This window comes from Streptomyces sp. NPDC051172 (assembly GCF_040682555.1).
Classification (GTDB): Bacteria; Actinomycetota; Actinomycetes; order Streptomycetales; family Streptomycetaceae; genus Streptomyces.
On sequence record NZ_JBFBBE010000107.1, the window covers coordinates 19,133 to 30,955 of the forward strand.

General features: G+C 70.2%; 11 protein-coding genes and 1 pseudogene. 2 read left to right on the forward strand and 10 right to left on the reverse strand.

The genetic code is table 11. The annotated features are described in order from the left end of the window. Positions 1 to 97 precede the first annotated feature (97 nt). The 4 genes and pseudogenes from AB0N07_RS39870 to AB0N07_RS39885 all read right to left on the reverse strand — a co-directional run bounded on the left by AB0N07_RS39870 (position 98) and on the right by AB0N07_RS39885 (position 4,439). Positions 98 to 1,420, reverse strand: a complete 1,323-nt coding sequence (locus tag AB0N07_RS39870) for an aldehyde dehydrogenase family protein (protein ID WP_365843880.1) — start codon at positions 1,418 to 1,420, stop codon at positions 98 to 100. A gap of 132 nt (positions 1,421 to 1,552) precedes the next feature. Continuing rightward, positions 1,553 to 2,749: an RNA polymerase sigma factor gene (locus AB0N07_RS39875; protein ID WP_365843882.1), complete on the reverse strand. Its 1,197-nt coding sequence runs from the start codon at positions 2,747 to 2,749 to the stop codon at positions 1,553 to 1,555. Beyond that, positions 2,749 to 3,105: a YciI family protein gene (locus AB0N07_RS39880; protein ID WP_365843884.1), complete on the reverse strand. Its 357-nt coding sequence runs from the start codon at positions 3,103 to 3,105 to the stop codon at positions 2,749 to 2,751. The genes AB0N07_RS39875 and AB0N07_RS39880 overlap by 1 nt, the downstream gene beginning before the upstream one ends. Positions 3,106 to 3,237: 132 nt before the next feature. Further along, positions 3,238 to 4,439 (reverse strand): annotated as a pseudogene (locus AB0N07_RS39885) (RNA-guided endonuclease TnpB family protein). A gap of 150 nt (positions 4,440 to 4,589) precedes the next feature. On the opposite strand from AB0N07_RS39885, the gene AB0N07_RS39890 reads away from it, so the two are divergent. Further along, the gene (locus tag AB0N07_RS39890; RefSeq protein WP_365843886.1) at positions 4,590 to 5,645 is read left to right on the forward strand and encodes an acyl-CoA dehydrogenase family protein; all 1,056 of its coding nucleotides are present in this window, start codon (positions 4,590 to 4,592) and stop codon (positions 5,643 to 5,645) included. Next, a complete protein-coding gene (locus AB0N07_RS39895; RefSeq protein ID WP_365843888.1) occupies positions 5,645 to 5,995 on the forward strand; it encodes a nuclear transport factor 2 family protein in 351 nt (116 codons plus the stop codon). The genes AB0N07_RS39890 and AB0N07_RS39895 overlap by 1 nt, the downstream gene beginning before the upstream one ends. On the opposite strand, the gene AB0N07_RS39900 is transcribed toward AB0N07_RS39895, so the two are convergent. The 6 genes from AB0N07_RS39900 to AB0N07_RS39925 all read right to left on the reverse strand — a co-directional run bounded on the left by AB0N07_RS39900 (position 5,992) and on the right by AB0N07_RS39925 (position 11,569). Beyond that, the gene (locus AB0N07_RS39900) at positions 5,992 to 7,137 is read right to left on the reverse strand and encodes an LLM class flavin-dependent oxidoreductase (protein WP_365843890.1); all 1,146 of its coding nucleotides are present in this window, start codon (positions 7,135 to 7,137) and stop codon (positions 5,992 to 5,994) included. The genes AB0N07_RS39895 and AB0N07_RS39900 overlap by 4 nt on opposite strands. Before the next feature lie 34 nt (positions 7,138 to 7,171). Next, entirely contained in the window at positions 7,172 to 8,356 is a 1,185-nt protein-coding gene (locus AB0N07_RS39905; RefSeq protein WP_365843892.1) for an SfnB family sulfur acquisition oxidoreductase, read from the reverse strand. Positions 8,357 to 8,360: 4 nt separating this feature from the next. Further along, positions 8,361 to 8,915: an NADPH-dependent FMN reductase gene (ssuE, locus tag AB0N07_RS39910; RefSeq protein WP_365843894.1), complete on the reverse strand. Its 555-nt coding sequence runs from the start codon at positions 8,913 to 8,915 to the stop codon at positions 8,361 to 8,363. A 92-nt stretch (positions 8,916 to 9,007) separates the two neighbouring features. Further along, positions 9,008 to 10,225 carry an acyl-CoA dehydrogenase family protein gene (locus AB0N07_RS39915; RefSeq protein ID WP_365843896.1) on the reverse strand — a complete coding sequence of 406 codons (1,218 nt, stop codon included), beginning with the start codon at positions 10,223 to 10,225 and terminating at the stop codon, positions 9,008 to 9,010. Between the two features lie 28 nt (positions 10,226 to 10,253). After that, entirely contained in the window at positions 10,254 to 11,375 is a 1,122-nt protein-coding gene (gene sfnG / locus AB0N07_RS39920; protein WP_365843898.1) for a dimethylsulfone monooxygenase SfnG, read from the reverse strand. A gap of 110 nt (positions 11,376 to 11,485) precedes the next feature. After that, the gene (locus tag AB0N07_RS39925; protein ID WP_350966533.1) at positions 11,486 to 11,569 is read right to left on the reverse strand and encodes a putative leader peptide; all 84 of its coding nucleotides are present in this window, start codon (positions 11,567 to 11,569) and stop codon (positions 11,486 to 11,488) included. Between the last annotated feature and the right edge of the window lie 254 nt (positions 11,570 to 11,823).

Sequence of the window (11,823 nt, forward strand, 5' to 3'; positions counted from 1 at the left end):
CACCATATCAGCCTCCGCTTATATAAGCAGCCTCCGATATTGAGGCTCGGAAAAACGCCCGGCCGCGTCGCACGGCCGGGCGTTCTCGTCGCCGGACTCAGCCCAGCGGCTTGTGCAGCACCGCCTTGCGGTGGCTGAACGTCTCGATCGAGTAGCGGCCGTGGTAGCTGCCCATGCCGCTCTCGCCCACTCCGCCGAACGGCAGGTCCGAGACGGTGAGATGGGCCAGCGGCAGGCCGTGGCCGAGACCGCCGGAGGACGTCTCGGCGGCGATCCGACCGCGTGTCTCGTCGGACTCGGAGAAGACGTAGAGGGCGAGGGGCTTGTCGCGGTCGTTGATGAAGTCGATCGCCGCGTCCAGGTCCGGCACGCTGACGATGGGCAGGATCGGGCCGAAGATCTCTTCCTGCATGACGGGGGCCTTGGGGTCGACGTCGGCCAGGACGGTCGGCGCGATGTACTTCGTCGTGCGGTCGCTGCTGCCACCGACGACGACGCGGCCCGAGTCGAGCAGGCCGGAGAGCCGGTCGAAGTGCCGTTCGTTGACGATCCGGCCGTACTCGGCGGAGGCGGACGGGTCGCTGCCGTAGAGCGCCTTCACGGCGCGGGTGAACGCGGGCTCCAGGGCGGCGGCGGTGGCCGGGTCGGTCAGGACGTAGTCGGGGGCGACGCAGGTCTGCCCGGCGTTGAGGAACTTGCCGCGGGCCAGCCGGTCCGCGACGACGTCGAGGTCGGTGTCGCGATCGACGAACGCCGGGGACTTGCCGCCGAGTTCGAGGGTGACCGGGGTGAGGTGCTCGGCGGCGGCGCGCATGACGATGCGGCCGACGGCGCCGTTGCCGGTGTAGAAGATGTGGTCGAAGCGCTCGGCCAGCAGGGCCGTGGTCTCCGGAATGCCGCCCTCGACGACGGCGACCGCGTCGGTGTCGAGGTAGGCGGGCAGCAGGCGGGCGAGCGCGGCGGAGGTGGCGGAGGCCAGTTCGCTGGGCTTGGCGACCACCGCGTTGCCCGCGGCGAGTGCGCCGACCAACGGAGCGAGCAGGAGCTGAGCGGGGTAGTTCCAGGGGGCGATGACGAGGACGACGCCGAGCGGGTCGTACTGCGTCCAGGCGCTCGCGTCCGCGCCGAGGTGGGCCGGGACCGGGGCGGGTTCGGGGCGCAGCCAGTCGGCGAGGTGGTCGAGGGTGTGGTCGATCTCGCGGATCGTGAAGTCGATCTCGGTGCGGTGGGCCTCGGTGGCACTCTTGCCCAGGTCGGCGTGGAGGGCGGCGGCCAGGTCGGGGCCGTTGTCCGTGAGCAGTTCGCGCAGGCGGCGCAGCTGGGCGGTGCGCCACTCGACGGGCTTGGTGCGGCCGGTGCGGAAGGTGGCGCGCAGCCGGGCCACGACGTCGACGGGCTGCTCGGGGGTGGAGTGGTTCACGGTGCCTCGCTGCTGGAACGGACAGGGTCAGGCGTATATCAGGTGTATATGGCAACCTTTCATACACCAAAATAAATCCCGCCGCCGGAGGACTACTTTCTGCAGCCACCCCGTCACCTGCGGGCGAGCCCGTCACGTGCGGCCGAGTTCCTGCCGCCGCCGTTCGAGATAGGTGCGCTCCGCCTGGCTCTCCGAGTGTGTGATGGCTTCCTCGTACGCCCGTACCGACTCGGTGTCGCGCCCCAGGCGGCGCAGCAGCTCGGCTCGGACGACATGGAAGACGTGGTAGCCGTCCAGGTCCAGCGCTTCGACGGCTTCCAGGGTCTCGCGGGGCCCCTCGGTCTCGGCGACGGCGACCGCCCGGTTCAGGGCCACGACGGGGCTGGGCGCGAGGGCCAGAAGCTGGTCGTACAGCTGTCGGATCTGGTTCCAGTCGGTGGCGTCGGCGGTTTGCGCGTCGCTGTGGACGGCCTGGATGGCGGCCTGGATCTGGTACGGGCCGGGCTGGTTGCGGCGCAGGCAGCGGCGGACCAGCGACTGTCCCTCGGCGATCAGCTCCCGGTCCCAGTGGCTGCGGTCCTGCTCCGGCAGCGGTACCAGTGCGCCGTCCTCGTCCAGCCGGGCGGAGCGCCGGGAGTCCACGAGGAGCATCAGTGCGAGCAGTCCGGTGGCCTCGGGCTCGTCCGGCATGAGCTCGGACAGGAGGCGGCCGAGGCGTACGGCCTCCGCGCACAGCTCGGGGCTGCCGCCATAGCCTTCGTTGAAGATCAGGTAGACGACCGCCAGGACGCCCTTCAGGCGGTCCGGGAGGTCGGCGTCCCGGGGCACGCGGTAGGGGATGCGGGCGTCGCGGATCTTCGCCTTGGCGCGGACGAGACGCTGCGCCATCGTCGGCTCGGGCACCAGGAAGGCCCGCGCGATCTGCGGCGTGGTGAGGCCGCCGAGCAGGCGCAGGGTCAGGGCGACCTGCGTCTGGGGGGCGAGCGCCGGGTGGCAGCAGGTGAAGATCAGGCGGAGCCTGTCGTCGCGCACGGGGCCCTCCTCGGCCGGTGCGTCGGGGGTGTGCAGCAGGGCCGCCTCGGCGTGGCGGGCCTCGCGGGAGGATTCACGGCGCAGCCGGTCGATCGCGCGGTTGCGTGCGGTGGTGATGATCCAGCCGGCCGGGCTCGGCGGCACGCCGGTCTCCGGCCAGCGCTGCACGGCCGTCGTGAAGGCGTCCTGCACCGCTTCCTCGGCGAGGTCGATGTCACCGAGGAAGCGGACCAGGACGGCGACCGCGCGGCCGTACTCCGCGCGGAAGACGGCCTCGACGTCGACGGGCGGGGACATCACTCCTCGGCCTGGTGCACGAACGGGCGCACCTCGATGGGCAGGGTGGTCGCCCAGGTCGCCCTCCGGCCCCATTCCAGGGCCGCGTCCAGATCGGGGGCCTTGATCAGGCAGATGCCTCCCAGGTACTCCTTGCCCTCGGCGTACGGCCCGTCGGTGATCAGGACGTCACCGTCCCTGGGCCGCAGCACGGTGGCCGTCTCGGGGCCGTGCAGCCCGCCGGCGAAGACCCAGGCGCCGGCCTCGCGCAGTTCCGCGTGGAAGGTGTCGAGGTTGCGGACGATCTCCGCCATGGCCTCGGGCCCGGGAGGCGTTCCGTCGGTCGGCGTGATCACGCTGAGCAGGTAGTACTGCATGAGGTCCTCCTTGGCATCGTGTCGTTCTCTCACCTCCTACACGAACAGCACACCCCCGGATCGACACCGCGCACGACGACGATCGGGAGAATCTTCCGCTTGACTTCTCCCCCTCCTGCTGGAGGGGGATTCTCACGGCTCGCGCTGTGAGGTTTTCTGCTTCGTCGCCGATCGCCCGCCCGGAGTGCTCCGTTGAGGTCTTACACCAGCTCCACAGACTGTCACCGCCAGTCCGGCGGCCAGAAGGTTGCGTGCTGCGTTCACGTCCCGGTCGTGGGTCGTGCCGCAGTCGCATGTCCAGGTGCGCACATGCAGCGGCATCTTCTCCTGCAGGGTGCCGCAGGCGGAGCACACCTTGGAGGAGGGAAAGAAGCGGTCGACCGCGACCACTTCTCGCCCGTACCAGCGGGCTTTGTACTCCAGCATGCCCCGGAAGTCCGACCACGCGGCGCCGCTGATGGCGCGGGCCAGACTCCGATTTTCGACCATGCTCCGTACGGTCAGGTCCTCGATCACGAGCGTTTGGTTTTCACGCACGAGTCGAGTGGTCAGCTTGTGCAGGTGGTCACGGCGGCGATCAGCGATCCGGGCGTGGATCTTGGCGACCTTCCGCCGTGCCTTGCGACGGTTCGCTCCGTCACCCTTCGCTTTCTTCGCCAGGCGGCGCTGGGCCAGAGCGAGCCGGGAGCGGTCGGTGCGTTCGTGCCTCGGGTTGGCGATCTTCTCGCCGGTCGACAGGGTCAGCAGGTGCTCCAGGCCCATGTCGATACCCACCGCCGCGTCCATGGGCAGATGCGGCTGGATGCCCGGGTCGTCGCACAGCATCGAAACGAAGCAGCGTCCTGCCGCATCCTGGGACACGGTCACCGTGGACGGCTTCCCCCCTCGGGAAGGGGCCGGGACCACACGATGTCCAGCGGCTCCGTCATCTTCGCCAGGGTCAGCTTCCCGTCGCGCAAGCGGAAACCACTGGTGGTGTACTCGGCGGACTTCCGGGACTTCTTGCGGGACTTGAAGCGCGGATACTTCGCCCGCTTGCCGAAGAAGTGGGTGAACGCCGTCTGGAGGTGCCGCAGGCACTGCTGCAAGGGCACCGACGACACGTCGTTGAGGAACGCCAGTTCCTCGGTCTTCTTCCAGGCCGTCAGCATCGCCGAGGTGGCGTTGTAGTTGACCCGCTCCTGTCGGGCCCACGCCTCCGTTCGCGCCGCGAGGGCCAGGTTGTAGACCTTGCGGACGCAGCCGAACGTGCGGGACAGCTCCGCTGCCTGCGCATCGGTCGGATAGAAGCGATACTTGAACGCCCGCTTCACACACCTCTCGGTCACGCTCACAAACTATCGGCTCTGCGACTTAGAGATCGAATCTGTGGGTCGGAGCACAGTCTCTCGCCCTGGCGGCGAAACCCCGCTTGCTGCCCTGCTCCGCAGGGGTTTCGTTTCCTCCCCCCGGCTGAAGCCGGGGGTATCCACGAAAGGGCTCAGATGAACTCCACAGCGCACCCCCTCGTCGCCACTGCCCAGTCTCTCGCCGTCGACCTTCTCACCCCGAACGCGGAGCGCATCGACCAGGAGGGAGTGCCCGCGAGCCACCTCGAGGCCATCCGGCGGTCGGGGCTGCTCGGGATGAGCGCGCCACGGGAGTACGGCGGTGCGGGCGCCCCCGACCCGGTGGCGCGGGAGGTGCAGGAGATCCTGGCCGGGGCATGCTGCTCGACGTGGTTCGTGCAGACCCAGCACCACACTCCCGTACGGCTGCTGGCGAGGTCCGAACTCCCGGTGCGGGAGCGGCTGTTGGGTCCGCTGGCCTCCGGTGAGCTGCTCGCCGGGATCGCCTACGCCCATGTCCGTGCCTTCCCCCGGGTGCCCGTGCGGGCCGTGGCGGAGCGGAACGGCTGGCGGTTCGACGGCGCCGTGCCCTGGTACACCGGCTGGGGGCTGAACGACGTGATGCTGCTCGCGGGCGTGACCGACTCGGCCGAGATCGTCTTCGCCTTCGCCGACGCCCGCGAACAGCCGGGGCTGCGCGCCTCGCAACCGATGCAACTGGCGGCGCTCACCGCCGCCCGTACGGTCTCGCTGGACCTGGAGGGCCTGTGGCTGCCCGACGAGAACCTCGTGCTGCGCACCCCGCAGGAGAAGTTCGCCCTCGTCGACCTGCCTCGGAGCACGAACACGTCTCCGGCCGTCTTCGGGGTGGCGTACGCCGCGCTGCGTGTGCTGGAGGACACCGGCGAGACGGAGACCGCCCGGGGGCTGCGCGGCCGCCTCGACGACGTGCGGCGGCAGGCGTACGAGCTGGCCGATCACCCCGTCCCGCACGAGCGCGTCGCGGAACGGCTGGCGCTCAGGACGCGGTCCTACGACCTCATGCGTGCGGCCACGACCGCTGCGGTCGTGGCCGGGGGCGGCCGCACCATGGACGTACGTCATCCCGCCCAGCGGCTGGCCCGCGAGGGAATGTTCCTGCTGGTGCAGGGGCAGACGTCGGTGGTGCGGCGGGCGCATCTCGATGCGCTCACGGAGATCCAGGAGGCCTGATGGCGAAGAGTCCGACCGATGTCGTCCAGGCAGCGTTCCGGTGCTACCGGTCGCAGGACCGCGAGGCGGCCCTGGCGCTCTACGCCGAGGACTTCTCCTTCACCAGTCCGCAGGACGACCACCTCGACAAGGAGGCCTTCTTCGAGCGGTGTTTCCCGACCGCGGACCGGTTCGTGGAGCAGCGGATGCTGCATGTCGTGCCTGCCGACGAGGAGCTCGTACTCGTCCACTACGAGTACGAGCTCACGACCGGCGACCGGTACCGCAATGTCGAGGCGATCACCGTCCGGGACGGGCTGGTCCGGGAGGTGCAGGTCTTCTTCGGCGGCAAGGTCGGCGCGAGGGGCTAGCTCGCGAACGGCACCTGTGCCGAGGGTGCGGCCGGCTGGGCGAACGGGTGCTGCCACAGGCCCTGCGCGGCCAGGCGCGGCAGCACGCCCTCGCCGAACCAGTACGCCTCCTCCAGGTGCGGGTAGCCGGAGAGCACGAACTCCTCGATGCCGAGGGCCGCATACTCCTTGATCCGCTCGGCGACCTCCTCGTGGCTGCCGACCAGGGCGGTGCCCGCGCCGCCGCGGACCAGGCCGATGCCCGCCCACAGGTTGGGGTGGATCTCCAGGCCGTCGCGGTTGCCGCCGCCGTGCAGGGCGAGCATCCGCTGCTGGCCCTCGGACTCGCTGCGGGCGAGTCCCGCCTGGACCGACTGCACGGTCTGCGGGTCGAAGCCGTCGAGGAGCCGGTTCGCCTCCGCCCACGCGTCTTCGGAGGTGTCGCGGGTGATGACGTGCAGCCGGATGCCGAAGCGCAGGGTGCGGCCCTCCTTGGCGGCGAGCCCCCGGATCCAGGCGATCTTCTCGGCGACCTGGGCGGGCGGCTCGCCCCAGGTGAGGTAGGTGTCGACGTACTTGGCGGCGATCTCTCCGGCGACGGGCGAGGAGCCGCCGAAGTACACCTCGGGGATCGGGTCGGGCACCCGGGCGAGCTTGGCGTCCGCGACCTGGAGGTGCTCGCCGTGCAGGTCGACGGTCTTGCCCTCCCACAAGGCCCGAACGATTTCCAGGAATTCGCCGGTACGGCGGTAGCGGTCGTCCTTGTCCAGGAAGTCGCCGTAGGCCCGCTGCTCGTGGCTCTCGCCGCCCGTGACGACGTTCAGGAGCAGCCGCCCGCCGCTCTGCCGCTGGAAGGTGGATGCCATCTGCGCGGCCAGCGTCGGCGAGACGAAGCCGGGGCGGAAGGCGACCAGGAACTTCAGGCGCTCGGTGTGCTGGCTGACCATGGCGGTGGTCAGCCACGCGTCCTCGCACCAGGCGCCCGTGGGGGTGAGCGCGCCGACGAAGCCCAGGTCCTCTGCGGCCTTGGCGATCTGGCTCAGGTAGGCCACCGTCGGCGGCCGGTCCCGGCCGGAGGCGGTGGCGGGGGTGCCGTGGCCGCCGCCGACGACGTGCCGGCTGTCGCCGTTGGTGGGCAGGAACCAGTGGAAGGTGAGGGACACGTGGGGTCTCCGATCAGAGGTGTCGCTGGTGTCGCTAGAGGAGGCCGTGGCGGGGCGGCCGGGTGCCGTTCAGCACGTACCGGCCGATGTGCTGGATCTTCCAGCGGGCCGGGTCGTGCAGGGTGTGGGTCCGGGCGTCGCGCCAATGCCGATGGAGATTCAGGGAGTTGAGTGCCGCCCGGGTGCCGGACACCTCGAACAGGGCGCTCGCCACCTCGACCGCCGTCTGCGCGGCCTGCACCTTGGCCGCGGCGACCGCGATGGACGCCTCGGCCGCCGTGTCGTCGGTGAGGTCGGTGCGCGCCGCGTCGACCGCGCGGGCGGCCTCGCGCAGGAGGGCTTCGGACGCCCGTACCTGGAGGGCGAGTTCACCGATCCGCTGGATGAGCAGCGGGTCCTCGGCGGCCGTGTCGACGCCGCTCTCGAACCAGGGGCGGCTCTTGCCGCGCACGAACTCGGCGGCTTCGGCGAGGGCTCCCGCCGCGATGCCCGCGTCGATGGCCGCGTGCAGCAACTGGGCCACGGCGCCATGCAGTTGCGGGCCCTGGAAGGTGAGGTGGTGCGGCAGCACGCGGTCGGCGGGCACCTCGACCCCGTCCAGGCGCACGGTTCCGCTGGCGGTCGTGCGCTGCCCCATGCCGTCCCAGTCGTCGATCACCGTCAGGCCGGGGGCCTGCCGGGGCACGTAAGCGACATGCAGGTTGTCGTCCTCCGCACGGGCCAGCACCGGGATCCAGTCGGCGAAGAGGGCCCCGGTGGAGTAGTGCTTGACACCGGTGAGGAGATAGGAGCCGTCCGGCTGCGGTTCCAGCCGGGTGCGGATGTCCTGGACGTGCTTGGTGCCCGCCTCGGACTGGGCGTTGCCGAGGCGGCGCCCCGCGAGCAGCTCGGCGAAGAAGAACTTCCGCTGCTCCTCGGTGCCCTGACGGCGGATCACATTGACATAGGCGAAGTGGCTCTGTGGGATCTGGGCGAGGCTGCCGTCGGCCGAGGCGAGCAGCCGGAAGATCTCGGCGAGGGTGAGCGCGGTGACGTCCGCGCCGCCGTGCTCGGCGGGGACGGTGACCGCGAGCAGCCCGGAGGCGGACAGCTTGTCCAACTCCTCGCGCGGCAGGCTGCGTTCGGCGTCCCGCGCGGCGGCGCCGGCGCGGAACTCCTCGGCCAGGGCGGCCGCGACGGCGAGGGCCTCCGCGTCGTCGGCGATGACATGGGCGGACACGGCGCTAGCTCGCCGCGGCCAGGAGCCGGGTGCGGCCCAGGGCCGTGGAGAACTGGTCGACGACCTGGGCGAGTGCCTCGGCGGCGCCCGGCGCCACGGCGAGCCGGCCGTCCTCGTGCACGGTGATGTCCTTGTCGAGGGTGAACCAGCCCTGCACGATGTGGCCGGCGCCCATGGAGGACAGGACCGGGCGCAGCGCGTAGTCGATGGCCAGGACGTGGGCGGTCGAGCCGCCGGTGGCCAGCGGCAGTACGGTCTTGCCGGTCAGCGCGTACTGCGGGAGCAGGTCAAGAAGTGCCTTGAGGACCCCGGAGTACGACGCCTTGTAGACGGGGGTACCGACGACGACGCCGTCGGCCTGCGCGAACAGTTCGGTGGCCGCGACGATGGCGGGGTGCTTGAAGTCCGCGCCGAGCAGGGCATCGGCGGGGATGGTGCGCACGTCGAGCGGGATCACCTCGTGGCCCTGTGCGATCAGCCTCTTGTCCAGATGACGCAGGAGGCGGTTGGTGCGGGAGGAGGCGGAGGGGCTGCCGGAGACGGACAGGACGGTGGCCATGGGTCCTCTTTCAGGGATGCACGGGGCTGCGCTGGGATGCGTCCTCTTGCGAGGAGGCGGGGCGCCCGCGCGGCGGGCGCCCCGGGGAAGGGTCAGGAGTACCAGGTGGGTTCGGGCAGTTCGCCCTCGAGGACCCAGCGGCCGACCTCGCGCCGCTTGTAGGCGACGGGGTCGTGCAGGGTGTGGGTGCGGATGTTGCGCCAGAACCGGTCCAGGCCCTCGGAGGTGGCGGTGGAGCGGGCGCCGGTCACCTCGAAGATACGGTTGGCGATCTCCAGGGCGACGTCGGTGGCGCGTGCCTTGACGGCGGCCACCCGCACCTCGAAGTCGCCGCGGGTCTGCTCCGTGACGGCGTCCGGGTCGTCGTGCAGCTTCTGCCCCTCGGCTGCGACGGCGTCGGCGAGCGCCTCGGCCGCCCACAACTTGGCGGTGAGGTCGCCGTAGGTGTCGATCACGTAGGGCTCGTCGACCGCGCGTTCGTGGCCGCCGTGCAGCCAGGACCGGGACTTGGTGCGGGTGTAGGTGGCCGCCGTCTCCAGCGCGCCGCCCGCGATGCCCAGGTAGAAGTTGACGAAGACCAGTTGGATGGTGGGGACGTTGAGCGTGTTGTACGTGCGCGGCTGGAACTGCTTGTCGACGTAGCCGGCCGCGGACGCCCACGGGGTGCTCACCCCGTCGAGGGTGACGCCGCCGCTCTCGGTGAGCCGCTGGCCGATGTTGTCCCAGTCGTCGTGGAAGGCCAGGCCCTCGCTGTCGGAGGGCACGATGGCGAAGACGTGGTTGTCCGTGCCCTCCAGGACGCCTTCGAGGACGGTGACGTCGGAGACCTTGCTGCCGGTGGAGAAGGACTTGCGGCCGGTGAAGACGAGGTCGTCGCCGTCCTCGGTGACGATGACGTCCTTGTCGCGGGGGTTGACCGCTCCTCCGAAGAACCAGCGGCCGCGGCTGGCCTCGGCCTCCACCTGCTCCCACTGCTCGGGGGTGCCGACCAGACGGGCGGCCCAGAACCACAGGTAGTGGTAGCCGAGGAGCTGGCCGATGGAGCCGTCGGCCTTGGCGACCTCGCGGACGACGCGGTAGGCGGTGGGCCAGTCCTGGCCTGCGCCGCCGTGCTCGGTGGGGCCGAGCAGGGTGACGAGACCCGCGTCCTTCAGGAGCTGGACCTCGGCGTACGGGGTGGCTCCGGCGCGGTCGCGTTCCGCGGCGTCGGTGGCGAGGACGGCGGCGACCTCTGCGGCGCGGGCGATCCAGTCCTGGGCGGTCCGCGGGGCGGGGAGAGTGGTCCAGTCGGTGGGCGTGACGGTGCTCATGCTGATGACCTCTTTCGCGGTGGGGCGCTCAGGCGTGCACGGGGACGGATTCGGGCTCCGTGTCCGGGAGCTCTGCCTCGAGTTCACGCACGAGCGGCAGCACCCGCTCGCCGAAGTACTCGACCTCCTCGTGGTAGTGCAGGAAGCCGAGGAGCAGGAGGTCCACACCGAGCTTCTTGTAGGCGACGATGCGCTCCGCGATCTGCTCGGGCGTGCCGATGAGCCCCGTGCGGAATCCGTCGTTGTACTGCACCAGGTCCTCGAAGGAGGAGTCCTGCCACATGCCCTTCTTGTCGGCGGTGGACTGTCCCGCCTGCTTCACCGCGGCGCCGAAGCCCTCGACGGCCTCGGTGTCCGCCTTGGCGACGATCTCGCGGAGCGTGTCACGGGCCTCGGCCTCCGTGTCACGGGTGATGAGGAAGCCGTTGAGGCCGAACTTCGGTGCCCGTCGGCCGACTTCGGCAGCCGACTTCCGTACGTCGTTGATCTGCTCGGTGACCCCGTCGAAGTCCTTGCCGTTGGAGAAGTACCAGTCTGAGACCCGGCCCGCCATCGCGCGGGCGGCGGTGGAGTTGCCGCCCTGGAAGATCTCCGGGTGCGGACGCTCGGCTGTGTTGAGGGGTTTGGGCTTGAGGGAGAAGTCGCGCAGCCGGTAGAAGTCGCCGGAGAGTTCGGTGTGGTCCTCGGTCCAGATCTGGCGCAGGGCGCGGATGAACTCCTCGGAGCGGCGGTAGCGCTCGTCGTGTTCCAGCCAGGGCTCGCCGAGGGCGGTGAACTCGCCCTTGAACCAGCCGGATACGACGTTGACGGCGAAGCGGCCGTTCGAGAGATGGTCGGCGGTGGCGCCGAGCTTGGCGAGGACGCCGGGGTGCCACAGGCCGGGATGGACGGCCGCGATGACCTTCAGACGCTGGGTGGCGAGGAGCAGGGCGAGGCTGAAGCTGGTCGACTCGTGCTGGTACTCGGCGCCGTAGCTGGCCATGTAGCGGACCTGGCTGAGGGCGTAGTCGAAGCCGTTGTTCTCGGCGAGGACGGCGAGTTCGCGGTTGTACTCGTATCCCCAGTCGGTGCGCTGCTCGATCTTGCTGGTGACGAGTCCCCCGCTGACGTTGGGGACCCAGTAGGCGAATTTCACGGGCGCGGCAGGCATGCGTGACTCCTGTTGCGGAATGTTTCCGGGCACGCCGAATTCAAGCCGTGCAGGGGCGCGGCGAATTCAGGCTGAGAAGGCGGAAAGGTCGGCGGATTCAGAGAGGTTGATCAGGCCGCGGTGCAACAGGAGGCGCTGGAGACGCGCGCGAGGTCGACATGGCGTCGCCGCGTGAGGTCCAGTCGCATCTTCATGTTGTCGATCGTGGCAGTCGGCGCCGCGGGCCGTCAAGGTAAACCCGACCGGTCTCGCATCCCGGACCATTGAATTTCACGAACGTGTGACAGGGAAACCCTTGAACACGTCGTGAAACGGGCTGCATTCTGCTGGGTGTGCGGACGGAACAACTGGAAGTGACTGCTCAGGTCGTTGATTACGCGTGAGCGGGTGGCAGCCAGGGGTTTCCGGCGAAGAGGTCGCGGAGCACGGTCAGGGGGTTGAGGTCGTG

Bases quoted from the DNA above. Each gene is read 5' to 3' on its own strand.
- AB0N07_RS39875 (WP_365843882.1), bottom strand. From the start codon at position 2,749: ATGTCCCCGCCCGTCGACGTCGAGGCCGTCTTCCGCGCGGAGTACGGC.
- AB0N07_RS39880 (WP_365843884.1), bottom strand. From the start codon at position 3,105: ATGCAGTACTACCTGCTCAGCGTGATCACGCCGACCGACGGAACGCCT.
- AB0N07_RS39890 (WP_365843886.1), top strand. From the start codon at position 4,590: ATGAACTCCACAGCGCACCCCCTCGTCGCCACTGCCCAGTCTCTCGCC.
- AB0N07_RS39895 (WP_365843888.1), top strand. From the start codon at position 5,645: ATGGCGAAGAGTCCGACCGATGTCGTCCAGGCAGCGTTCCGGTGCTAC.
- ssuE (WP_365843894.1), bottom strand. From the start codon at position 8,915: ATGGCCACCGTCCTGTCCGTCTCCGGCAGCCCCTCCGCCTCCTCCCGC.
- AB0N07_RS39915 (WP_365843896.1), bottom strand. From the start codon at position 10,225: ATGAGCACCGTCACGCCCACCGACTGGACCACTCTCCCCGCCCCGCGG.
- sfnG (WP_365843898.1), bottom strand. From the start codon at position 11,375: ATGCCTGCCGCGCCCGTGAAATTCGCCTACTGGGTCCCCAACGTCAGC.
- AB0N07_RS39925 (WP_350966533.1), bottom strand. From the start codon at position 11,569: ATGAAGATGCGACTGGACCTCACGCGGCGACGCCATGTCGACCTCGCG.